The organism is Asanoa sp. NPDC050611, from assembly GCF_040654855.1.
In the GTDB taxonomy this organism is placed as follows: Bacteria; Actinomycetota; Actinomycetes; order Mycobacteriales; family Micromonosporaceae; genus Asanoa.
Genome location: NZ_JBFAIU010000014.1, coordinates 16,947 through 39,359 on the forward strand (window position 1 = coordinate 16,947; position 22,413 = coordinate 39,359).

The window sequence follows — 22,413 nt, forward strand, 5'->3', positions numbered from 1 at the left end:
CTTCGAAAATATTCCTTCACATCTCCGGTACGCAAGTCCCGGCTTGGATCAGTCGTCGGGGAAAACGGCAAAGTGGACACGCACCGTGCGCGCCCCCTCGGGTTCGGTCCCCTTGCGGTCCCGGGTCCGCAGCGGCCCGATCAGCCGCTGCACCTGCTCGAACAGGTCCTTCAACTCGTCCGCGGTGACCAGGATCGTCGAGGTGTTGAGCCCGGCGGCGGCGTGCCACTCGGGCGGCTCCTGCCGCGAACGGGCCAGGAAGGCCCGCAGTCGGGCGTAGTCGCGGTCGACGTAGACGCCGACCAACTCGTCCTCGGCGGCCTGCGTCTCGGCGTCGGCGTCGGGCTCGAGGTCGATGCCCCAGGCGTGCACGGGGCTCTGCCAGACCCGCTCCCGCCCGTCACCCCGGCTGGGCGCCTGCTCGATCAGGCCGACCTTGGCCAGCTCGCGCAGGTGGTAACTGGTCGCACTGGGCGACAACCCGACGATCTCGGCCAGCTCGGTCGCGGTCCGCCCTTCACCGGTGGTGTTCAGATCCTCGATGATCGCCATCCGCGCCGGATGCGCCAGCGCCCGCATCATCGTGGGATCCGAAATCCGGCGCCGCTCCTGCCCGACCTCCGTCATACCCACATCGTCCCACCGCCCCGGTAAATGCCTGGCCACCACCTCGGGGCCGGCGTAGCGTGGAGCGCCGCCGTGCTGATGGTGCGGTTACCGGGCACTGCCGGCACCGGCTGGGGCGCGTTCGAGGCGTTCCGCGCGGAGTTCCGGGCGGCCCAGGTCTTCCCGAGCCACACTGACGACCCGCCGGAAGGTTCCCTCGGATGACCCTGCCCGCTGATCATTTTGTGAACTCCGACATCCAGCCCGCCAGCGACCTCGAGACCGACCTCGACGCCGAGCGTGCGCATCTCACCGAGTCGCGGGCCGCCCTGCGCCGGATGCGGGAGCGCGCCGAAGCCCTGTTCTCCACCGGCGGCAACGTCGCCGGTGACTCCTACACCGCCGAGACCCTCGGGCGTACGCTCGCCCGCCGCGTCGCCGAGCTGGCCGACGACCCGGACACCCCGCTGTTCTTCGGGCGGCTCGACTTCGGCACCGGCCCGGCGGCCGAGGACCACGCCGGGCACCGCTACCACGTCGGGCGCCGGCACGTCACCGACGAGGACGGCGAGCCCATGGTGCTCGACTGGCGGGCGCCGGTGTCCCGGTCGTTCTATCGCGCCAGCGCCCGCGACCCGCAGGGCCTCGCCGTCCGCCGTCGGTTCGGGTTCAGTGCCGGGCTGCTGACCAGCTTCGAGGACGAGCACCTGGACCGCGGCGAGGAGCTCGGCACCGCCAGCCGGATCCTGACCTCCGAGATCGAGCGCCCCCGCGTCGGCCCGATGCGCGACATCGTCGCGACCATCCAGCCGGAGCAGGACGAGCTGGTCCGGGCCGACCTCGACACCTCGATCTGCGTGCAGGGCGCGCCCGGCACCGGTAAGACCGCGGTCGGGCTGCACCGGGCCGCGTACCTCCTCTATCTGCACCGCGAGCGGCTGCGCCGCTCCGGCGTGCTGGTGGTCGGGCCGAACCGCGCGTTCCTGTCCTACATCTCGGCCGTCCTGCCCGCGCTCGGCGAGGTCGAGGTCGAGCAGGCCACGGTCGACGACCTGCTGGCCGGCGTGACCGTGCGGGCCCAGGAGAGTCCGGCCGCCGCCGCGGTCAAGCACGACGCCCGGATGGCCGCCGTGCTCGCCGCCGCCCTCGACGCGCGCATCGGTGCACCCACCGAGCCGATGACCGTGCCCGACGGCTCGTACCGCTGGCGGATCGGCGCCGAGGTGCTCCGCCGCCTGGTCGAGGACGTACGCCAGGAGGACCTTCCCTATGGCACCGCCCGCGAACGGATCCGGGCCCGGGTGGTCAGCCTGCTGCAACGCCAGTCCGAGGCGCGCCGCGGCGACTCACCCAGCGACGGCTGGTTGCGCCGGATGGGCAAGGCCAAGCCGGTCACGGACTACCTCGACCAGGTCTGGCCCGCGGTCACGCCGGAAGGGCTGGTCGCCGAGATCCTGACGGACCCGCCCGCCGGCATCCTCACCGACGAGGAGCGCGCGCTGATCGCGTGGTCGACGCCGCCGCGGTCGCTGAAGTCGGCCAAGTGGACCGCCGCCGACCTCGTGCTGATCGACGAGGCGGCCGGCCTGATCGAGCGGCGCCCGAGCTTCGGCCACGTGGTCGTCGACGAGGCACAGGACCTGTCGGCGATGCAGGCCCGCGCGATCGCCCGGCGCAGCGAGCACGGCTCGATCACCCTGCTCGGCGACCTGGCCCAGGGCACGGCGCCGTGGGCCGCGGTCGACTGGAAGGAGACCCTGCGGCACCTCGGCAAGCCCGACGCCGCGGTGGTGCCGCTGACCATCGGCTTCCGCGTGCCGGCGGCCGTGGTCACCTTCGCCAACCGCCTGCTGCCCGCGCTGGCCGTCGACGTGCCGGCGGCCCGCTCACTGCGCCACGACGGCGGCCTGACGATCGACGCGGTCACCGACCTCGACGCCGCGACGGTCGCCGAGGTCAGGTCGGCCCTGACCCACGACGGGTCGGTCGGCGTGATCGCCGCCGACACCGCCGTGGCCGGGATCCGGGCGGCGCTCGCCGCGGCCGGCGTCGACTCCGCGACCGCCGACGAGGTCGAGTCCGCCGCGCGGGTCACGGTGGTGCCCGCGTCGGTCGTCAAGGGCCTCGAGTACGACCACGTGGTGGTCGTCGAACCGGCCGCGATCGTCGCCGCCGAACCCCGCGGCCTGCACCGCCTCTACGTCGTGCTCACCCGGGCCGTCAGCCGCCTCGCCGTGCTGCACGCCGAGCCCCTGCCGGCTCCGCTCACCAGCGCAACCTAGCGATCCGGCCCTGCTCGCCCGAGGCGTAGCAGACCGCGAGGCCCGCGCACTCCACCGCGTCGAAGCTGCCCGGGTCGAACAGCGACCAGTGGCGGCCCCCGTCGAACGAGATGTCGCTGCCGGTCGGGCCCACCGCGAGCACCGGGCCCAGCTTGGTCATCCAGGCCGAGCCGGACCGGTACTCGCCCGGCTCGCGCGCCGCTGGTGCCCAGGTGCGGCCGCCGTCGCGGGTGACGGCCGCCGCGTCAGGTGCCGTGGCAGGGAGCACGGAGTCGCCGCCGACCGCGACGCCGTGGTCCCGGTCGCGGAACGCCAGCGAGTAGATGCCGGCCGACGGGCCGCTCGGCACCGGAGTGTCGCTCACCCGCCAGGTGTGGCCCAGGTCGTCGCTGCGGAACACCCGGGCCGTGGCGCCGCCGCCGGTGGCGAAGTAGGCCCGCCCGCCCGCCGCGACCAGGCAGGTGCCGCTCGCCGCGAACGCGAACTCGCCGTCCAGCGCGGGCGGCATGCCGCGCGTCGGCAGCACCGACCACGACCGCCCGGCGTCCGAGGTGGCCAGGATGCGGAACTTGCCGTCCACCGGGTCCGACAGCGCGAGCCCGTGCCGCTCGTCGAGGAACGTCAGGCAGTCGTAGAACGCGGCCGGGTCCGTGTTGCGGAAGGTCTCGGTCCAGCTGCGACCGCCGTCCACCGTGCGGTAGACGCGCGAGTCCTCGCCCGGGCCGATGGACAGCGCCACCGCGCGGCGGGCGTCGAACGCCTCGATGTCACGGAACTGCAGGGCCGACGTGTCGGGTGGGCCGACCGACGACCACGTGCGGCCGCCGTTGACGGTGCGCAGCACGGTGCCCAGGCTGCCGCTGGCCCAGACGGTGCTGGCGCTGACCACCGACAGGCCGCGGAGGCGGGCGGTGCTGTCGGTGGGTGACAGCTCCCAGGACGGCGACGGGGTGTTGGTGAACCCCGCCGAGACGGCCAGCACGCCGATCGAGACGGCGGCCATTGACGCTTTTCGCATCCACATGCGCAGTGAACTTACTCCGGATATCGACCTACTTCCACGCGCGCTCCGCCAGGTCGGCGAGCCGGCGCAGGGCCTTGGCCCGCGAGCCGAGGGCGCAGAGGCTGCCCAGGATCACGTCCTTGTCGCGATCGGCCGGTCGCAGGTCGCCGAGGATCCGCTTGGAGGTCTCGGCGCCGAAGCCCCGGGTCCAGCCGTTGTTGTCGAAGAAGTGGATGCGTGCGATGGCCTCCTTGAGCGCAGCACTTCGGGTGTCCGTGGTGACCTGCCCGGTCGTCAGGTCGAGGGCGCGGGTCTCCATCGCCCAGCCGATCAGTGGAGTCCCGCCAGACTCCACGGCGGCGAACGCACCGAAGCGCGCCGCCTGGATCGCCTTGTAGACGTCGTTGTAGTCGGGCTGTACGGCAAGCACAGCGTGGCCGCGCCCGGGGGTTCCCTCCGTCAAGCGAAGGACGGGCTGCAGCGCGTGGGTCCGAGCCTGGTCCAGCACCCACGCAGCCGCCAGGTCGGCGGCGTCATTCCGAGGGGTGAGGTCGTTCGGCACCCATGCGGTGCGGTAAGCAACACTCACATCTCCGACGTAACCACGAAACCCGTCGAAACTCACGAATGACTACTAGTCACCTCGGCCAATCTCTACTGACCGGACGGACTACCTCGATACGGGACCACGAGCGGACCGTCGACGCCGTCCACGACCCGCACGCGCGCGCGGTAGAAGCGGGAGAGGATCTCCTCGGTCAGCACCTCACGGGCGGTGCCGGCGGCCACCACGACGCCGTCGGTCAGCAGCACCAGGCGATCCGCGTACCCGCCGGCGATCGACAGGTCGTGCATCGTCGCGACCACGGTCAGCCCCTGGTCGCGGCGCAACGTGTCGACGAGCTCCAGGACCTCCTGCTGGTGGCCGATGTCCAGCGCGCTGGTCGGCTCGTCGAGCAGCAGGAGCGACGGCTCCTGCGCCAGCGCCCGGGCCAGGAAGACCCGTTGCCGCTCGCCACCGGAGAGGGTGTCCAGCTCGCGGTCGCCGAAGCCGGTCAGGTCGAGCCGGTCCAGCAGCGCGCGCACCGCGGCGAGGTCCGCCGCGGACTCCCGGCCGAGCAGCGAGACGAACGGGGTCCGGCCCAACAGCACATAGTCGAAGACCGACATCCCCGGTGGTACGACCGGCGACTGCGCGACCGTCGCGACCGTGCGCGCCCGGGCCCGGCGGCGCAGCCGTTCGATGGGCGTGCCCACCAGGGCCACCGCACCACCCGCGGGGAGCAGGCCGCCGATCGCCCGCAGCAGCGTCGACTTGCCGGCGCCGTTGGGTCCGATCACCGCGACCCACTCACCCGGCGCGACCGACAGGTCGATGCCGCGCAGGATCGGCGTCCTGCCGAGGGTCACGTGCAGGTCCCGGACCTCGATCGCCGCGTTCATGCCGCCGCCTCCCTCCGGTCGCCGGAGCAGGAACACGGTGCGCCGAGCCGGCTGCGCTCGCTTCGCTCGCTCAAGTGATCACCCGCTTCGCGGTGCGCAGCACGAGCACGAAGAACGGGCCGCCGACGAACGCGGTGACCACGCCGATCGGGATCTCGGCGGGCGCCGCGAAGGTCCGGCCGGCCAGGTCGGCGAGGGCCAGGAAGGCGGCGCCGAACAGCATCGACAGCGGGAGGATCGCGCGGTAGCTGCCGCCCGCGAGCATCCGCACGATGTGCGGCACGACGATCCCGACGAAGCCGATCAGGCCCGAGACCGAGACCGCGGCGGCCGTGCCGAGCGAGGCCGCGGCGATCAGGATGTAGCGGGACCGCTGCGGGTGCAGGCCCAGGCCGCTCGCCTCGTCGTCGCCGACCGACAGCACGTCGAGCTCGCGGCGCAGGGCGAGCACCACGACGGTGGTGACGACGGCGTACGGCAGCAGCAGCTTCACCTCGTGCCAGCCGTTCGTGGCCAGCCGGCCGAGCAGCCACGAGTAGATGGCCCGGATGTCGTCGGCGTTGCGCTGCATGAGATAGGTCTGCCCGGCGGCGAGGAACGCCGACACCGCGACACCCGCCAGGATCAGCGACGCCGGGGTGCGGTCCCGGCCGGCGACGCCGAGCAGATAGGTGAGCGCGACCGCGACCAGGGCGCCGGCGAAGGCCGCCAGGGGTACGCCCGCCGGCAGCGACCCGATGTCCATGTCGGACCCCCGAAAGGCCACCACCGCGGTGACCGCGAGCCCGGCACCGGCCGCCGCACCGAGCAGGTACGGGTCGGCGAGCGGGTTCCGGAACGCGCCCTGGTAACAACCGCCGGCCAGGGCGAGCATCGCGCCGGCGAGCAGGCCCAGCACCACCCGGGGCAGCCGCAGCTGCAGGAGGATCGCCGCGTCGCGCTCCGACAACCCACTGTGGAGATTGACGCCCGGGATCAGGTCGAGCAGCTCGGCGGCGACCCCGCCGGGCGGCAACGAGACCGGGCCGAACGCCAGGCCGGCGATGGCCGCGACCACGACGGCGACGACGCCACCGACGAGCCACGGCCACCGTACGCCGGGAGCTCTCAAGCCGGCACCTTCGCCACCGCGTCGACGATCTGGCGCAGCAGGTCGACCGTGCGCGGCCCCCACCGGGAGGCGACGTCGTCGTTGAGGCCGACGATCTGCCCGGTCTTCACGGCCGTGATGCCGGACCAGCCGGGGCGGGCCTTGACCGTGTCGGCGTTCTGCTTGCAGCACACCGTGTCGGCCAGGAAGATCAGGTCGGGGTCGGCCTTGACCAGCGCCTCCGCGGAGAGCTGCGGATAGCCGCCCTTGCTGCCGTCGGCGTCGGCCGCGTCGGCGATGTTCTCCAGCCCGAGCTGCGCGAACAGCGAGCCGACGAAGGTCTTCGAGGTCAGCGAGTAGAGCTCGGGGCCGAGCTCGTAGTAATAGGTCAGCTTGGTGGCGCGCTTCGGCACGTCGGCCACGAGCTTGTCGACGTCCTCGCGCATCCGCTTGGCGAGATCCTCGGCGGCGGGCCGGTTGCCGGTGATCGCGCCGATGTCGGTGATCTGCTTGTACGTGTCGTCGAGTGTCTTGCCGGCCGGCGCGACGTATACCGGGATCTTCAACTGGGTCAGCTGTGCGACGACGTTGTTCATGTCGTTGGAGAGCACGACCAGGTCGGGCTCCTGCGCGGCGATGGCCTCGGCGTTGGGCTGGAACGCGGACAAGTCGCTCTTCGGGGCCTCGGCCGGGAAGTTGGACTGGTCGTCGACGGCCTTCACCTGCTGGCCGGCGCCGATCGCGAAGAGCACCTCGGTCGCGGTCGGCGACAGCGCGACGATCTTCGTGGGCTTTTCCGCGACCGTGAGGTTGCCGATGGTGACCGGGAAGTCGGCGGTGGCGCTGACGTCCTGGCTGGGCGGGGTCCCGCCGTTCTCGGTGCCGCCGCCGTCGCCACATCCGGCGAGCGCGAGGGCCGCGCCAAGTGCGGCGGCGAGGACGAGCCTGGCCTGATATCGCATGGATGCCTCCTGTCGGTCGAGGTCTGGTGCTTCGCCGACAGGGTTCCGCCCGCCCGCGAGGCGCCCTTCCTCGAGAGCGCTGGTTCGCGACCTCGGCAGGCGACCTGGCTTGTCCCCTCGCGGACAGAAGGGGCATCACAGTTGCGGGACAGCGCCGGGTTCACACCGGCTTCGCTGCGGTCGGTCGGGAGCACGGTAACCCAATGGTCACCATGGTCGGGAGTTCCCGTTAGGTACGCCACCGGCGCCCCGCTTCGTGGGCGCGGGACGCCGGTGACGTGACTGTTCAGCTCTGGGTGATTCGGACGTCGTCCACGCCCGCCTCGACCAGGCTGGCGGTGGACGTGTCGGCCGCCTCGATCAGGATCCGGACCGACTGCCCGGCGTACGCGGACAGGTTGGCGTTGGCCACCGCCCAGGCGCCGTTGCGGTTGCTGGCCGCGCCGGCCTGGCTGAACACGGCCGTCGTGCCGCCGTTGTGCACGACGCTGACCCGGAAGTAGTCGGCCGACGACGAGTTCGAGCCGTGCGCGAGGTACCACGACAGGCTCAGCGTCAGCGTGCCGCTCGCGGGCAGCGTGATGGCCGGCGAGCGGACGCTGGTCGCGCCGCCGTCGACGTCGAAGTCGCCCGCGGCGGTGCCCGCCGCCGCGCCGGTGACCAGGTCGTTGGTGCCGCTGACCGTGGTGCCGAGCTGCTTGGCACCGCTGGACGTGGTCGCCGCCGGGTCACCGCGCACCCACTGGCCGCTGGTCGCGGTGTCGGTGCTGTTCGGGTTGGTGGTCCAGCCCGTGGCGGTCTCGAAGGTGTCGGAGTAGACCGTCGTGCCGCCGCCACCGCCGCAGTACTGTGCCTGCTTGCCGATGACCTTGTAGGGGCAGTCCGCGGCCTCGGACAGGATCAGCACGGCTTCCCGGTTGCGGCTGGTCTGCGCCGGGATCACCTCGTCGGGCGGGTAGAAGCCGCCACCGCTGGCCGAGCCCGGATACATCTCGAAGGTGTACGCCCAGATCTTGTGGGTCGCCCACAGCCAGTCGAGGCTGTCACCGTCGGTGATGTAGAGGTCCGACGACTGCTCCGGCGTGTAGCCGTTGGTCGCCGCCATCTGCTGGCCGAGCGTCGCGAACGTGTTGTAGTCGTCCGTCGTCATCCCGGTCGCCGTGTTCGCGGTGGTGTAGCCGTACGGCCAGAGCACCAGCTGCGAGTACGTGTGGAAGTCGATGTTGGCCTTGATCTGCTGCACGCCGCCCACGACCCGGCTGTTGACGAAGTCGCGCAGGCGGGCGGTCTCGGGCGCGCTGAACGCCGACGGGCCGCGGTAGGTCTCGGAGCTGGTCGTGCCCGACGAACCGCCGCAGCAGCCCCAGTTGTAGCCCCAGTTGCGGTTGAGGTCGGTGCCCACGTTGGACGAGCCCGAGTTGGGCTGCCGGTTCTTGCGCCAGCTGCGGTAGGAGCCGGTGGCGATGTCGTACTCGCTGCCGTCGGGGTTGACGGTCGGCACGATCCAGATCTCGCGGCTGTTGACGATGTTGGTGATCCGGGAGTCCGTGCCGTAGTTGTCGGTGAACAGGTTGAGCAGGTAGATGGCCATCTCGACGGTCAGGTGCTCACGGGCGTGCTGCTGCGAGTTGAACAGGATCTCCGGCTCGGCCTCGTCGAGGTTGACGTTGTCGGAGATCTTGATGAGCATCAGGTCGCGGCCTTCGTAGGAGCTGCCGATCGAGAGTTTCCGCGCGATCGACGGGTGGTCCGCGACGACCTGGTTGACCACCGCCGTCAGCTCCGCGTAGTCGTGGTAGGCGGAGTCGGCGGGCGGGAACGCCAGCGTGGTCGGCCCGCCGCTGGCGGCCGGCGGCGTCACCTTCTCCAGCGTGAAGCCCAGCCGCTGGATGGCGGCGGCCTCGGTGCCGGTCGCGGTGACGTTGAGGACCCCGTGCTCGACGTAGTCGATCGCGGCGCCGGTGCCGGCGACGGCGTTGCGGTCGGCGAGGGTCTTCGGGCCGAGCACGCGGTATTCGGCCGAGGTCGCCGCGGTGCCGCCACCGGGCGCCGGTTTGTGCGCCGCGACCGGGTTGGCCGAGGCGACGAGCAGGCCCACGACAGCGACGCTGACCAGTGCGGTCAACGTGCGACGCCGGACCGGACGGATGGCCATGCATGACCTCCAGGGGGTTGGTGGAGGAACGATGGTCGAACCTCACCACCCGATGCATGGTCATATCAATATGGGTCTTTGCGCGATTCCATGCCAAGCTGATCATCCCATCGAAAATATGCTCGACATCGGAGGTCGTGGATGAAGCTCCCCTTCGGGATGCTCGCGGTGCTCGCGCTGGCTACGGCCGCGGGTTGCGCCGACCCGGCGCCGAGCGAAGACGGCGTCGCGTTCGGCGTGACAAGGGTCGGCGACCGCTACCACCTCCGCGCGCCGCTCTGCGACGGCGATCTGGTCGCAGCCGTCCAGGTCGTGGCCGTGCGGCCCGCGGAGGACGGGGCGACGGAATCGCCTCAGGACACCTGGTGGCAGGTCGAGCTTCCGGTGCGGGAGTCCATCGCGGATGGCGCTGTGCCGCTCGGCGACGACGACGCGTTCCGGACCGTGGTCGTGCCCGCCGGGTCCCGGACGCCGTTCCCCAAGGTGGCGACCGTGCGGCTCTGGGTCGGCCGGCCACCGAAGGGGCACGAGGTCAGCGGGACCTTTCTGGCCAGCACGGTGCCGACCTATCCCGCCGGCACCGATCTCGGCACGGTTTCATACGTATTCGACTCCGGATCAGGAGAACAGCGACTGCTCACGGCGTCGACGATCAGCGCGATCTGTCAATGAACTTCAGCAGAACGAACTCTGGTGAAACTTCCTTTCAACAGCGATAGTGACAGCCATGAACGCATCAGCGCGGGCGGCCGTCGCGGTCTTCGGGGCGGTTGCCTTAATTGCCGGGTTCGCGGCGCCGGCCGGTGCCGCAGTCACCCCGCCGCCCGTCCATGACGAGCAGATCACGTACCAGGGCTGGTCGACATATCGCGACTGGCGCACCGGCAGTCACCAGGGCACCATCGCCCTGCCGGGCATTCCGGGCGTTCCCGGCCTCCAGGGTGGAGTGACCATCCTGCGTCCACAGGGGACGACCGACTACACCGACCCGCACACCGGGGTCACCCGCAGCTGGAACTACGCGACCTGGACCTCGCCGAAGCGCGACGTCGGGTTCGACGCCAGCGAGCTGATCGCCTCCTGGAACGCCGAGACGCCGCGCGGCACCTGGATCCAGGTCGAGATGCAGGGCACCTACAACACCGGGAACCAGACGCCTTGGTACGTGATGGGGCGCTGGGCCTCCGGCGACGAGGACATCAAGCGCACCTCCGTGAACCGGCAGGGCGACCCGTACTCGACGATCTGGACCGACACGTTCTCGATCGACGACGTGGCCAACGGCGTGATGCTGCGGTCCTACCAGCTCCGGCTGACGCTCTACCGCGCGCCGGGCCAGCTCGCCTCGCCGCGGGTCTGGGCGCTCGGCGCCATGTCGTCGTACGTGCCGGACCGGTTCGACGTGCCACCGAGCGCCGGGCACATCGCCTGGGGCAAGGAGCTCGCGGTGCCGCGCTACTCCCAGAACATCCACGAGGGGCACTACCCCGAGTACGACGGCGGTGGCGAGGCCTGGTGCTCGCCGACCTCGACCGAGATGGTGATCGAGTACTGGGGCCGCAAGCCGTCGGACGCCGACACCGCGTGGGTCGACCCGACCTACCCGGACCCGTCGGTCAACCACGCCGCGCGGATGACCTACGACTACACCTATGACGGCGCCGGCAACTGGCCGTTCAACACGGCGTACGCGGCCTCGTACCCCGGGCTGGAGGGCAAGGTCACCCGGCTGCACTCGCTGGACGAGGCGGAGCGCTTCATCGCCGCCGGCATCCCGATCGTGACGAGCCAGTCGTTCCTGGCCAGCGAGCTGGACGGGGCCAACTACGGCACCTCCGGGCACCTGTTCGTGATCGTCGGCTTCACCGCGGACGGCGACGTCATCATCAACGACCCGGCCAGCTCGTCGAACGACGTGGTGCGCAACGTCTACAAGCGCAGCCAGTTCGAGCAGGTCTGGCTGCGGACCAAGCGGATCAACGCCTCCGGCGGCGTCTCGGGCGGCACCGGCGGCATCGCGTACCTGATCAAGCCGTGGTGGAAGCCGTGGCCGAAGGTCCCCGGCTCGACCAACTGGTAGCGCTCAGCCCTTCGCGGTGGCCGGCGGGTCGTCCTCGCCGGCCAGCGCGGAGCGCAGCCGGGCCTTGTCCTCGCGGCGCTTGTCGACCCGGTCGGCGAGCTGCTGTGCCATCTGGTCGCGCCAGGTGCGCAGGAAGAACCACGAGATCGCGGCCGAGAATGCCAGCGCGAGGATCAGCTTGAGGAAGATGTCCATCGGCACCGGCAGCAGCGCGGCGAAGATGAGCACGAACAGGCCCAGCCGGGCCAGCGTGTACTTGACGGCGGGGTTCACGACATCACGTCCTGTGGGTCGGCGCGGCGTTCGGCGAGCGACGGCGGGCCGTCGTACTCGTGGACGACGTTGTAACGGGTGTCCCGCTCCACCGGCCGGAAGCCGGCGTCCCAGATCAGGTTGAGCAGGTCCTCGCGGTGCATCGTGTTCGGCGTGCCGTAGGAGTCGGCGTCGTGGGTGATCTTGTATTCGACCACCGAGCCGTCCAGGTCGTCGACGCCGAAGTTGAGCGAGAGCTGGGCGACCGACAGGCCGTGCATCACCCAGAAGCACTTGACGTGGGGGACGTTGTCGAACATCAGGCGGGATACGGCGAAGGTCTTGAGCGACTCGGCCGGCGACGCCATCGTCGTGCGCGCCTGCAGCTTGTTGCGGACCTTGCCGTCCTGGGAGTCGACGAAGTCGTGCTGGTAGCGCAGGGGGATGAAGACCGCGAAACCGCCGGTCTCGTCCTGCAGCTCGCGCAGCCGCATGACGTGGTCGACCCGGTGCCGGGGCTCCTCGATGTGGCCGTACAACATGGTGGCCGGGGTCTTCATGCCCTTGCTGTGGGCCAGCTTGTGTATCCGCGACCAGTCCTCCCAGTGGGTGTCGTGGTCGACGATGTGCTGCCGGACCTCCCAGTCGAAGATCTCGGCGCCGCCGCCGGTCAGGGACTCGAGGCCGGCGTCCATCAGCTCGTCGAGGATCGCGTCGGCCGGCAGCCCGCTGATCTTCTCGAACCACTGGACCTCGGTCGCGGTGAAGCACTTGAGGTTGACGTTCGGCAGCGCGGACTTCAGCTCGCGCAGGACCTTGGGGTAGTAGCGCCACGGCAGCGTCGGGTGCAGGCCGTTGACGATGTGCAGCTCCGTGAGCTGCTCGCTCTCCATCTCCTTGGCCTTGCGGACCGCCTCGTCGATGCGCATCGTGTAGGCGTCCTTCTCGCCCGGCTTGCGCTGGAACGAGCAGTAGGCGCAGCTGGCCGAGCAGACGTTGGTCAGGTTGAGGTGCCGGTTGATGTTGAACATCACCCGGTCGCCGTTGAGCTCCGTGCGCTTGTGGTGAGCCAGCCGGCCGAGCCAGGCCAGATCATCGCACTCGTAGAGGTCCACACCGTCCTGTCGGGAAAGTCGGATACCCGCGTAGACCTTTTCCTCGAGCTCGTGCTTGCGTGCCTCGTCCATGCAGGCGAGCGTACGTGCACCCGCGTGATGATCACCGTTCGGCCACTGCCGTTCATTCGTTCTCAGCATCTCGTTACCGCTGCTGCCATCGACAGTCGCCACGCTTTTGCGGTAGTAACGAGTGTGACGGGATACACCAGACGGCGCGTCGGGCCCATCGGGTCCGTAATGTGCCGCCGGGTGTTGGGTCGTCACAACGCGACATCCGGGGAGGATCATGTCGAGCCGGCAGCCCAACGGCCAGGACCATCCGCAGCACATGCGGGTGTTCAGACCCGTGGCCTGGGCCGCGTTGCTGCTGGCCACGGCCACCGCCGCGGCCGGCTTCGGCACGCCGGCGTTCGCCGACCCGCCGCTTCCCGCGACCGCCCCCGACGACGGCTCGCGGCCTGCGGCGATCGGTGCCGTCCAGCTGCCCGGCCAGGCACCGGTCACCAGCCTCCCGCAGATCCCGTCGCCGACCGCCAGCGGCCCGCTGGCCGCCCGGATCAACTCCAGCGCGACCGAGGTCCAGCTGCTCGGCGAGCAGGTGCTCGAGCTCCAGCAGCAGCGTGACCAGGCCGAAGGCGACCTGCGGCTGGCCGACGCCAACCTGCGCCAGATGCGCGACCAGCTGACCGCGGCGCAGCACGCCGCCGACGACGCGGCCGGCGACGCGCTCAAGGCCGCGGCCGCGCTGCCGCCCGGCGCGTACGACCGGGACCTGCAGGACCTCGACATGCTCAACCGGCTGCTGACGGGCCAGTCGGCCGGGCCGCACCCGGAGATCGCCGGCGACGGGGTCGAGCGGGCCAAGGTCGCCGAGCAGAACGCCACCTCGTACTACGCCGCCATGCAGGCCAAGTACGACAGCCTGGTCAAGCAGGCGACCGACCTCGAGAAGACCCGCAAGACCAAGGAAGACGCGCTGCGCAAGCTGCGGGCCGACAACATCGACGCGGTCGAGGCGTACGAGCGTGAGCAGGAGCGGGTCGAGCAGCGGGCCGGTGCCCAGTACGTCCGGAACGAGAGCGCCGCGGGCCTGCGGGCCAACGCCAACGCGCTGAAGGCGGTCCAGTACGCGCTGGCCCAACTCGGCGACCCGTACGTCTGGGCGGCCGAGGGTCCCAACTCGTTCGACTGCTCCGGCCTGATGTGGGCGTCGTACCGGTCGGTCGGCTACACGCTCCCGCGGGTGGCGCGCGACCAGTACTACGCGACCCGCGGGCAGAGCGTGTCCCAGGGCGCGCTGCTTCCCGGCGACCTGATCTTCTTCGCCTCCGGGTCCAGCTGGCAGACCGTCCACCACGTCGGCATGTACATCGGCAACGGCAAGATGGTGCACGCCCCGACCACCGGCGACGTCGTCAAGATCTCCTCGGTCTGGTACACGCGGTTCTACGCGGCGACCCGGATCTTCCCGGGCGTGCCGGTCGGGCCCACGCCGCCGCCGACCAGCAAGCCGCCGACGAAGCCGAAGCCCGGCCAGACCACGAAGCCGCCGAACACGGGCGGGCCGACGACGGGCGGACCGACGACCGGCGGACCCACCACGGGCGGGCCGACCACCGGCGGACCTACCACCGGCGGGCCGACGACCGGCACGCCGACGACCGGTGCGCCGACGCCGGACGAACCGGACGAAGAGACCACGCCGCCGGCTGATGACGACGAGACCACGGCGCCGCCGGCCAACGAAGAGGAGGCCACCACGCCGCCGGCCCAGCCGAACGCGACCCGCGACGGTGGCGCGTCGACCGAATCGGCCGCCACGCCGACCGGCACGTCGGGCAGCTAGACCGCCTTCCCGACAAGAAGGGTGTGCGGTTGTGCCACGATGTGACATTGGCACGGCGCGCCGGGCGGGCACACGTGCGCCCGGCGGCGGGCAGGGAGGCAGCGATGGACGAGAAGCCAGAGCGCGACGAGTCGGCGCCACCCGGGAGCCTGGCCGCTGAACTACCGCCGCTGCCGCCGCCGCCCGCGGTGGGCACCGAGCTGCCCGAGCCGGAGGCCGAGGACCTGCCCGAGGCGTACGAGCCGCCGCCACCGCCCAGCGGCGCCGGTGCGCTCTGGCCGGGTGCGGCGGCTCACTCGCCCGGCCGGACGCCGAGGGCGTCCAAGGCGCCCTGCGCGGTCAGGTACGTCTCCGGCAGCGCCGCCAGCACCTCCCACGGCAGCGTGGTGGTCACGGGCATGAGGAGCGCGTTCGGCAGCAGCGCGTACTCGGCATAGCCACCGTCGAACGCCCGGCCCATCTCCCCCATCACCGCCGCGACGGTCGTGCCCTCCGGCAGCGCGGGGTCGGTCGACGCCGCCACGACGCCCACGCATTCGATGCCCAGCACGCGCGGGAACGTGACGCCGGGCGAATGACCTTGACGGGTGCGCAGCTCCGAACGGTTGAGGCCGGCCGCCATTACCCGGACCAGGCTCCAGCCCTCCCGTACCGCCGGCACCGGCAGCTCACGGATCTCCAGGACCTCGGGACCGCCCGCCCGTACGCAGACCGCCGCTCGCATCGTCGTCTTCATGTCCTGAACTCTCGTCACCGAGCGTCCGGCGGGCCACCGTTAGAATGCCAAGTTATGCCCCTAGCCCGCCAATCCACGATCTGGCCGTCCGGCGGAAGGCACCTGTGGCTCTCCGGCGACACGAGCCGGGCGCACACCCACCCGCGGGGGCACCTGGTGTACGCGGCCAGCGGCGTCCTGTCCGTCCACACCGAGGGCGGCACCTGGATCGTCCCGGCCAACCGGGTCGCCTGGATCCCGGCCGCGTCCACGCACCACCACCGCGCGCACGGCGACACCGACATGCGCATCGTCTTCCTGCCGGCGGCACTGGCCCGGCGCGCGCCCGCTCGCCCCGCCGTCTTCCTCGCATCCGGGCTCGCCCGCGAGGTCCTGCTGACGCTCACCGGCCGGCGGCAGTTCGACCGCGGGAGCCGTGCCCGCCTGCACCGGGTCCTGGTCGACGAGCTCCGCGAGGCGCACGAGCAGCCCACGCACCTGCCCGAGCCGCGGGACGACCGGCTGCGGTCGGTCGCGCGCATCCTGGCCGACGACCCGGCGGACGGCAGCTCGCTGGCCGCGCTCGGGCAGCGGGTCGGCGCCGGCGCGCGCACGCTCAGCCGCCTCTTCCACGACGAGCTGGGCATGACCTTCTACGAGTGGCGCACCCAGCTACGCGTCTGTCACGCGCTCGTGCTCCTCGCCGAGGGCCACGACACGACGCACGTCGCGCACGCCTGCGGATGGGCGAACCCGAGCAGCTTCATCGCCGCCTTCACCGCGGTCGTCGGCACCACCCCGGGTCGGCACCGCGCCGGCTCCCGGGCCGCTGCCGGTGCGTGACCGGTCACGTCAGCGCGCGCAGCAGTTCCTCCTCGGCCGCGTGGGTCCAGTGTCCGCGCTCCAGGCGGTCCGCGACCTCGGGGAGCACACCCGCCAGGTCGGCCAGCGGCGTGAGCGGCAGCGCTCCGCGCAGGTTCGGGAAGACCACCACCCTGCCGCCGAAGCGTCCCTCGGCGACCGCCCGCAGCGCTTCCGGCGCCGCGTCCAGCCCGGCGATCGCCGCGACCGAGCGGTTCGGCTGCAGCACGCCGCTCTCGATGCGGTCGCGGGCCTGGCGCAGATCGGCGATCGACGACCCGCTCGTCCCGACGACGCGCACACCGCGGTGCGCGATCGCGGTGAGGTCCCACGCGCAGCGCGTGCCCCGTGGGAGTCCGGCGAACAGGTTGATCACCCCGCCGTCGGCCAGCTGCTCGAACGCCGCCTCGACGGCCGGCGCGGCCGGCGCCACCACCACGACGTCGTCGAACCCGAGCCCGCCGGTCGCGTCGTTCAGCCCCTTCGCCAGCGTCTCGCTGTCGCCGCACTCCCGCTCGGACATGAACGTGAGCACGCCCGGCGCGACCCGGCCGAAGCCGCGCGCAGCCCGCCCGCTGCGGTCGGTCGCCACGATGCTGGCCGGTCGCCCGTCCCGCTGGAGCGCGCGACGCAGGTGCATCCGGCCCATCGGACCGCCGGCACCCAGCACCCAGAGGCGTCCGCCGGGCATCAGTTCGGTGCGGATCGGCGCGTACGGCGCGGCGAGGTCCTTCTGGGCCGTGCCGAACAGGGCCAGGCCGTCGTAGTGCAACCGGCCCACGTCCACCCGCACAGGTCGGGCCATCGGCGCGGTGGTGACGACGGCGCACGTGCCGTTCGGGGCGAGGGCGGCCAACGCCTGCTCGACCCGCTCGGGCTCCGGGCCGAGAACGACGGCGTCGTCCACCGCGTCCGCCGGCGCACCGGCGACAACCTCCACACCGGCGGCGTACGCCCAGTCGCGTACCCGTTGCGCGAAAGCCGCGTCCTGGACGTCGAGATGCAACCGCCCCGGGCGCCAGCCGGCCGCCTCGCCGAGTTCTACCCCGGCGCCGTCACCGGTCAGCCACACGGTGCCGCCGGCGCGCCAGGCGGTGCGGTAAGCGATGGCGTAGGCGGCCTCGACGCAGGCCCACGGCTCGGCGAGCGCCGCCTCGGCATAGCCCGTGCTCGGCCGCACCGACACGAGGTAGGGCAACATCTCCGGGCCGAGAACGGCGTACTGGGCGAGGCCGCCGGGCAGGTCGTACCCGTAGGCACGGGCGCACCCGTCGATGGTCATGCTGGCCTGCACGATGAAGCGGTCGCCGGGCGCGTAGGCGTCGCGCAGCCCCGCACCGACCGCGGCCACGGTGAGGCTCACCTCGTGGCCTGGTACGACCGGGAACCCACGGACCCGCGGATGGTCGAGGCCGAGTCGCGCGATCTTGACGTCGGACGAGCACACGCCGACGGCGTCGTGCCGCACGAGCAACTCGTCGTGGCCGGGCACCGGCAGCGGCACGCCGACGGGTCGCTCCAGATCGGACAGTCCTGGGCCGGTGAGCCGCCACTGCCTGTTGAGATCGGGCAGTGGCCCGGCCACCGTGCGGTAGTCGTGAAGATCCCCCATTGGCGGACCGTAATTCATCGCCGCCGGCGCCGACGCGATCGCCCGAAAAATGCCTCCGAACGTGTCGGTGCGGATTTAAGGATCATTTAGGAATGTGAACCAATCCGCGTGCCGGCCCTCGGCCGTACGTCATGGTGCTGCAGCTGGGCAGCCGACGCGCGAAGGAGCGGTTCATGGACAGGCAACGCGGGACGACCGGCCGGGCACGGAAACTGATCCTCGGTGGCGCGGCGGTGGCCCTGCTCGCGGGCGCGCTGGTGGCCGGCACGGGGCTGAGCAACGCCGGCGAGAGCTGCGCCGGCCTGGACACCGCGCTGCGCAACAACCTGACCTTCATCGCGGACCAGCGGGCCAACCCGGACGCCCTCGCCGAGGCGCGGATCGCCAATCGGCAGGCCGTCGTCGACCTCATCCAGCAGCGCCGCGCCGCAGCCGGCTGCACGGCGAACGTCGTCGCCGACCCGGTCACTCCGGCGCCGGCCGAACCCACCCGAGCCGCCCCGGCCGAGAGCGCACCAGCGGAGGACGCACCAGCCGAGGGCGCACCAGCCGAGGACGCACCGGCCGCGGGCGCACCAGCCGAGGACGCACCAGCCGAGGACGCACCAGCCGCGAGCGACGGCGAGGTCGTCTGCAAGGGCTCGACCGTGACGCTGTTCAACGAGGACGCCGCGCCCGCCGCCTCCAGCGGGACGTTCCCGGTCGGAACGACGTTGCGGGTCACCAACCTGGACAACAACCGCAGCACGACGGTCCGGGTCACCAGCCCGTCGGGCAGCTGCGTGCTGCTGAACAACGCGGCCTTCGAGCAGGTCCGCGAGCCGGGCAAGTTCCTGGTCCGACGCGCGGTGATCGAACGGTTGAGCTGACTCCGTCAGGCGCTCTGGACGACTTCGAACTCCAGCAGGCTCGAGCCGGACGCGACCGGCTTCGCCCGGGCACCCCCGTGCGCCTCCTTCGCCGGGCCGTTGGACCACGCCTGGAAGGACTCTTCGCTGTCCCACTTGGTGTAGACGAAGTAACGGCTCTCGCCCGACACCGGACGCAGCAGCTCGAACCCGAGGAAGCCGGGCTGGTTCTCCACCGCGTGCAACCGGGCGGCGAACCGCCGCTCCAGCTCCGGCCCGGCACCCTCGGGGACCTCGATCGCGTTGATCTTCACTACCGCCATCACCTCACGGTAGTGGAGATAGGTACAGCCGGGTTCGGTACCTGACCTCATCGCGAGGACGATCTCCGCTCGGCATCGTCGAGGCGTGAACGCGACTGAGGTGACAACGACAGCGACCGGTGCGACGGCGGCACCCCGGATGGCCGCGGTGATCGGGCTCTTCTACGCGGTGACGATGGTGACCGCGGGCCTGATCGGGCTGGCACAGCCGCTGCTCGGGGTGGATCCCGTGATCATCGAGCTGGTGCAGTTCGCCCCGACCCTGGGCGTGGTCGCCGTGCTGCTGGCGTGGCGCGGCCGATGGCGTCCGCCGATGGCGACGGGCTGGGCGCTGTCCCGGCAGGTGCTGGCCCGGTTGCTCGCGGTGGCCGCCCTGTGCGCCGGCATCTTCGGCGCCGTCCTCGCCGTGTACGCGCTGCGCGGCGCGGACGTGACGTACACCCGTCCTGGAACCCTCACGCACTCGTTCGTCCTGATCGCCGTCGCCCAGTTCGTGGGTGCCTGCGGCGAGGAGCTCGGCTGGCGCGGCTTCCTGACCCCGTACCTCCGGACGCGGTACGGGGTCGTGACGACCGGCACGATCGTCGGCTTGCTGTGGGGCCTCTGGCACGTCCAGGTCTTCGCCGCCGGACCGACGTACGCCGCGGCTTTCCTGATCTCCGCCATCGCGATGTCGATCATCCTGGCGATCCTGCTGGAGGGTGCCCGAGATCACCGGTTGCTCATCGCGGGCACCTTCCATACCGTCGTCAACCTGGGCCTACTGTTGCTGATGCGCGAGGAGAGCGGTGACGTCACCGCGATGACGACCTTCGCGGGCGCCTGTGTGCTCGCCGCACTCGTGACGATCGTGTCGGGCCGGACAGGGAGGAACACCGATGACTGACGGCACCCGTGCCGGACGGGCGCCGTCCCGGATCGCGGCCGCCGTGCGGGGATCGCGCCTGGTCGGCGACTCCGTCGTCGCGGCCGTAACGGTCCTGGCGGTGGGCGCCGCCGGAATGCTGATCCCCCTCGGGGTCGGGGTGAACCTCTTTCCCCCGGCTGCGGCCCGGCTGCGGATGCTGGCCAACCGGGCCCGCGCCCGGGCGGCAAGCTGGTCGGGAGAGCCGCTGCCCGCGTCGCCGCCATGGGTCGCGGATCAGGACGGTTTCGCCGGCCGGGCACGACTGTGCTGGCAGATCCTCGGCAGCCGCGGCTTCTGGGACGAGGTGGCCTGGGCGACGCTCGACCCCTTCACCGGCGGCGTGCTCGCAGCCGGGCCGCTCGCGCTCATCGTCTACGGATTGTTCGGCGCGCTCGTCCAGCCGTTCCTCTGGGCCACCATCCACGCCTTCGCCGACGGCAACTACTACGCGGTGATCCACGTCGACAGCTGGACCAACGCCCTGCTCGCCGTGCCGCTGGGTGTGTTGTTCGTCGTGCTCGGCGTCTGGTCCGGGCCGTGGTGGCTGCGCCAGCACGCGAGGCTCACGCGGTCGCTGCTGACGACCCGGCGGGCGGAGCTGGCCCGGCGCGTCGAGCAGCTCACCGACATCCGGACCGAGATGACCGACCATTCGGCCGCCGAGCTGCGGCGGATCGAGCGCGACCTGCACGACGGCGCGCAGGCCCGGCTGGTCGCCATGGGCATGAGCCTGGACGCCGCCGAACGGCAGCTCGACGGCGATCCGGAGGCGGTCCGCGCGCTGCTCGTGCAGGCCCGGGAGTCCTCGACGGCGGCCCTGCAGGAGCTGCGCGACCTCGTCCGCGGCATCCACCCGCCGGTGCTCGCCGACCGGGGCCTGCCCGATGCGGTGCGCGCCCTCGCGCTGGAGATGGTGGTCGACGTGACGGTCCGGGCGGCGATCCCGGCCCGGCTGGCACCACCCGTGGAGGCCGCCGCCTACTTCGCCGTCAACGAGGTGCTGGCCAACGCGGCCAAGCACGCGCGACCCCACCAGATCAACGTCGATCTGCGGTACGGCGCCGGCCGGCTGTCGATCGAGGTCGTCGACGACGGCGACGGCGGCGCGGACCCCGCCGACGGGACCGGCCTGCGTGGGATCGGCCGCCGGCTCGCCGCCTTCGACGGCACCATCGCCGTGGACAGCCCGCCCGGCGGTCCCACCACCGTTCTCATGGAGATCCCGTGCGCGTTGTCATCGCCGAAGACCTCTTCCTCCTCCGGGACGGTCTGACGAAGCTGCTGCGCGAGCACGGCTTCGACGTGGTCGCGGCCGTCGACAACGGTCCCGCCCTGCAGCAGGCGCTGCTCACCGCGGAGCCCGACGTGGCGGTGGTCGACATCCGGCTCCCGCCGTCGCACACCGACGAGGGACTGCAGGCCGCGCTGGCCGCCCGACGCCGGCGTCCCGGCCTGCCGATCCTGCTGCTCTCGCAGTACGTCGAGCAGCTGTACGCCCGCGAGCTCCTGGCCGACCAGGCCGGCGCCATCGGCTACCTGCTGAAGGATCGCGTCTCCAACGGCGGCCAGTTCGTCGACGCGGTCCGCCGGGTGGCCGAGGGCGGCACGGTCCTCGATCCCCACGTCATCTCGCGGCTGCTCGTGCGCGGCACGGCCCGCGGCACGGTCACCGCGCTCACCGACCGGGAGCGCGAGGTGCTCGCCCTGATGGCCGAGGGCCGATCCAACCAGGCCATCAGCCAACGCCTGCACGTCAGCGAGAGCGCCGTCACCAAGCACACCGCCAACATCTTCACGAAGCTGGACCTGCCGATCTCGAACGACGACAACCGCCGCGTCCTCGCGGTCCTGGCCTACCTGAACCGCTAAGCGCCGCCCTCGCGGAGCTTGCCCCACACGTGCCACCGCTCGATCTCGACCCGAGCGGCGACCCGGGGGCGTTCCCGGTTCGCGTACGCGTCACCGGTGTAGTGCCGCGCCAGGCGGTCGATCTCCCGCAGGCCGACGTCGTCGGTGATGGACAGCACCCGGCCCTGCAGGCTGACGTGGGTGTACCAGTCGTCGCGGGCCAGCACGGTCAACGAGACGCGCGGATCGGCGTGCAGATGCTTGAGCCGCGCCCGCTCCGCGTCCAGGCCGAGCAGCACACGGCCGTCGTCCTCGAGCAGGTACCAGGTGGCCACGGTCACGGGGCGGCCGTCCGCGGCGACCGTCGCCATGACCGCCGGGTTCGGCAGCCGCAACAGCTCGACGACCCGCTCCGGCAAAGGGGTGGAAGCCATGGGGACACCCTAGAACGCAAGATCCGCT

At 71.7% G+C, this 22,413-nt stretch carries 23 protein-coding genes and 1 riboswitch; of the genes, 10 read left to right on the forward strand and 13 right to left on the reverse strand.

The window, feature by feature from the left end:
* Nucleotides 1–48: 48 nt before the first annotated feature.
* A complete protein-coding gene (locus AB0H87_RS04125; protein ID WP_360139273.1) occupies nucleotides 49–627 on the reverse strand; it encodes a winged helix-turn-helix domain-containing protein in 579 nt (192 codons plus the stop codon).
* Between the two features lie 78 nt (nucleotides 628–705).
* On the opposite strand from AB0H87_RS04125, the gene AB0H87_RS04130 reads away from it, so the two are divergent.
* Together AB0H87_RS04130 and AB0H87_RS04135 are read left to right on the forward strand one after the other, a co-directional pair.
* Nucleotides 706–831 (forward strand): hypothetical protein, encoded by a 126-nt coding sequence (locus AB0H87_RS04130; protein WP_360139276.1) that lies wholly within the window; start codon nucleotides 706–708, stop codon nucleotides 829–831.
* The gene (locus tag AB0H87_RS04135; RefSeq protein ID WP_360139279.1) at nucleotides 828–2,888 is read left to right on the forward strand and encodes an AAA family ATPase; all 2,061 of its coding nucleotides are present in this window, start codon (nucleotides 828–830) and stop codon (nucleotides 2,886–2,888) included. The genes AB0H87_RS04130 and AB0H87_RS04135 overlap by 4 nt, the downstream gene beginning before the upstream one ends.
* On the opposite strand, the gene AB0H87_RS04140 is transcribed toward AB0H87_RS04135, so the two are convergent.
* The 6 genes from AB0H87_RS04140 to AB0H87_RS04165 form a co-directional block, all read right to left on the reverse strand.
* The gene (locus AB0H87_RS04140) at nucleotides 2,872–3,906 is read right to left on the reverse strand and encodes an oxidoreductase (protein WP_360139282.1); all 1,035 of its coding nucleotides are present in this window, start codon (nucleotides 3,904–3,906) and stop codon (nucleotides 2,872–2,874) included. The genes AB0H87_RS04135 and AB0H87_RS04140 overlap by 17 nt on opposite strands.
* 34 nt (nucleotides 3,907–3,940) lie before the next feature.
* Nucleotides 3,941–4,321 carry a hypothetical protein gene (locus AB0H87_RS04145; RefSeq protein ID WP_360139285.1) on the reverse strand — a complete coding sequence of 127 codons (381 nt, stop codon included), beginning with the start codon at nucleotides 4,319–4,321 and terminating at the stop codon, nucleotides 3,941–3,943.
* 224 nt (nucleotides 4,322–4,545) lie between these two features.
* Nucleotides 4,546–5,334: an ABC transporter ATP-binding protein gene (locus AB0H87_RS04150; RefSeq protein ID WP_360139288.1), complete on the reverse strand. Its 789-nt coding sequence runs from the start codon at nucleotides 5,332–5,334 to the stop codon at nucleotides 4,546–4,548.
* Between the two features lie 70 nt (nucleotides 5,335–5,404).
* Nucleotides 5,405–6,445, reverse strand: coding sequence for an iron ABC transporter permease (locus AB0H87_RS04155; protein ID WP_360139291.1), 1,041 nt, complete (start codon nucleotides 6,443–6,445; stop codon nucleotides 5,405–5,407).
* Nucleotides 6,442–7,386, reverse strand: coding sequence for an ABC transporter substrate-binding protein (locus AB0H87_RS04160; RefSeq protein ID WP_360139294.1), 945 nt, complete (start codon nucleotides 7,384–7,386; stop codon nucleotides 6,442–6,444). The genes AB0H87_RS04155 and AB0H87_RS04160 overlap by 4 nt, the downstream gene beginning before the upstream one ends.
* A 76-nt stretch (nucleotides 7,387–7,462) precedes the next feature.
* Nucleotides 7,463–7,605, reverse strand: a riboswitch (cobalamin riboswitch).
* A 67-nt stretch (nucleotides 7,606–7,672) separates the two neighbouring features.
* Nucleotides 7,673–9,541 carry a M14 family zinc carboxypeptidase gene (locus tag AB0H87_RS04165; RefSeq protein WP_360139297.1) on the reverse strand — a complete coding sequence of 623 codons (1,869 nt, stop codon included), beginning with the start codon at nucleotides 9,539–9,541 and terminating at the stop codon, nucleotides 7,673–7,675.
* Nucleotides 9,542–9,682: 141 nt separating this feature from the next.
* On the opposite strand from AB0H87_RS04165, the gene AB0H87_RS04170 reads away from it, so the two are divergent.
* Both AB0H87_RS04170 and AB0H87_RS04175 read left to right on the forward strand, forming a co-directional pair.
* Entirely contained in the window at nucleotides 9,683–10,213 is a 531-nt protein-coding gene (locus AB0H87_RS04170; protein ID WP_360139300.1) for a hypothetical protein, read from the forward strand.
* Between the two features lie 55 nt (nucleotides 10,214–10,268).
* Nucleotides 10,269–11,621, forward strand: coding sequence for a C39 family peptidase (locus AB0H87_RS04175; RefSeq protein ID WP_360139303.1), 1,353 nt, complete (start codon nucleotides 10,269–10,271; stop codon nucleotides 11,619–11,621).
* Between the two features lie 3 nt (nucleotides 11,622–11,624).
* On the opposite strand, the gene AB0H87_RS04180 is transcribed toward AB0H87_RS04175, so the two are convergent.
* Nucleotides 11,625–11,894: a DUF4229 domain-containing protein gene (locus tag AB0H87_RS04180; protein ID WP_360139306.1), complete on the reverse strand. Its 270-nt coding sequence runs from the start codon at nucleotides 11,892–11,894 to the stop codon at nucleotides 11,625–11,627.
* Nucleotides 11,891–13,060: an aminofutalosine synthase MqnE gene (mqnE, locus tag AB0H87_RS04185; RefSeq protein WP_360139309.1), complete on the reverse strand. Its 1,170-nt coding sequence runs from the start codon at nucleotides 13,058–13,060 to the stop codon at nucleotides 11,891–11,893. Before mqnE ends, AB0H87_RS04180 begins: the two co-directional genes overlap by 4 nt.
* Before the next feature lie 217 nt (nucleotides 13,061–13,277).
* Here mqnE and AB0H87_RS04190 point away from each other — a divergent pair, with 217 nt between their 5' ends.
* Nucleotides 13,278–14,837 (forward strand): C40 family peptidase, encoded by a 1,560-nt coding sequence (locus AB0H87_RS04190; protein WP_360139312.1) that lies wholly within the window; start codon nucleotides 13,278–13,280, stop codon nucleotides 14,835–14,837.
* Between the two features lie 292 nt (nucleotides 14,838–15,129).
* Here AB0H87_RS04190 and AB0H87_RS04195 read toward each other — a convergent pair whose 3' ends face one another.
* On the reverse strand, nucleotides 15,130–15,573 hold the full coding sequence (locus AB0H87_RS04195; RefSeq protein WP_360139315.1) for an alcohol dehydrogenase catalytic domain-containing protein: 444 nt from the start codon (nucleotides 15,571–15,573) through the stop codon (nucleotides 15,130–15,132).
* A 54-nt stretch (nucleotides 15,574–15,627) separates the two neighbouring features.
* Between AB0H87_RS04195 and AB0H87_RS04200 the strand changes: the two genes are divergently transcribed.
* Nucleotides 15,628–16,395: an AraC family transcriptional regulator gene (locus AB0H87_RS04200; protein WP_360139318.1), complete on the forward strand. Its 768-nt coding sequence runs from the start codon at nucleotides 15,628–15,630 to the stop codon at nucleotides 16,393–16,395.
* A 4-nt stretch (nucleotides 16,396–16,399) separates the two neighbouring features.
* On the opposite strand, the gene AB0H87_RS04205 is transcribed toward AB0H87_RS04200, so the two are convergent.
* Nucleotides 16,400–18,025 carry an alcohol dehydrogenase catalytic domain-containing protein gene (locus AB0H87_RS04205; protein ID WP_360139321.1) on the reverse strand — a complete coding sequence of 542 codons (1,626 nt, stop codon included), beginning with the start codon at nucleotides 18,023–18,025 and terminating at the stop codon, nucleotides 16,400–16,402.
* Nucleotides 18,026–18,198: 173 nt separating this feature from the next.
* Between AB0H87_RS04205 and AB0H87_RS04210 the strand changes: the two genes are divergently transcribed.
* Nucleotides 18,199–18,894, forward strand: a complete 696-nt coding sequence (locus AB0H87_RS04210) for a hypothetical protein (protein WP_360139324.1) — start codon at nucleotides 18,199–18,201, stop codon at nucleotides 18,892–18,894.
* A gap of 5 nt (nucleotides 18,895–18,899) precedes the next feature.
* On the opposite strand, the gene AB0H87_RS04215 is transcribed toward AB0H87_RS04210, so the two are convergent.
* Nucleotides 18,900–19,196, reverse strand: coding sequence for an antibiotic biosynthesis monooxygenase (locus tag AB0H87_RS04215; RefSeq protein ID WP_360139327.1), 297 nt, complete (start codon nucleotides 19,194–19,196; stop codon nucleotides 18,900–18,902).
* 85 nt (nucleotides 19,197–19,281) lie between these two features.
* Here AB0H87_RS04215 and AB0H87_RS04220 point away from each other — a divergent pair, with 85 nt between their 5' ends.
* From AB0H87_RS04220 to AB0H87_RS04230, 3 genes are read left to right on the forward strand one after another with little or no spacing between them, the layout of a single operon-like run.
* Entirely contained in the window at nucleotides 19,282–20,082 is an 801-nt protein-coding gene (locus tag AB0H87_RS04220) for a CPBP family intramembrane glutamic endopeptidase (RefSeq protein ID WP_360139330.1), read from the forward strand.
* Nucleotides 20,075–21,376: a sensor domain-containing protein gene (locus tag AB0H87_RS04225; RefSeq protein ID WP_360139333.1), complete on the forward strand. Its 1,302-nt coding sequence runs from the start codon at nucleotides 20,075–20,077 to the stop codon at nucleotides 21,374–21,376. Before AB0H87_RS04220 ends, AB0H87_RS04225 begins: the two co-directional genes overlap by 8 nt.
* Nucleotides 21,328–21,972 (forward strand): response regulator transcription factor, encoded by a 645-nt coding sequence (locus tag AB0H87_RS04230; RefSeq protein WP_360139336.1) that lies wholly within the window; start codon nucleotides 21,328–21,330, stop codon nucleotides 21,970–21,972. Before AB0H87_RS04225 ends, AB0H87_RS04230 begins: the two co-directional genes overlap by 49 nt.
* Here AB0H87_RS04230 and AB0H87_RS04235 read toward each other — a convergent pair.
* Nucleotides 21,969–22,385, reverse strand: coding sequence for a TIGR03618 family F420-dependent PPOX class oxidoreductase (locus AB0H87_RS04235; RefSeq protein WP_360139339.1), 417 nt, complete (start codon nucleotides 22,383–22,385; stop codon nucleotides 21,969–21,971). The genes AB0H87_RS04230 and AB0H87_RS04235 overlap by 4 nt on opposite strands.
* Nucleotides 22,386–22,413: the final 28 nt, after the last annotated feature.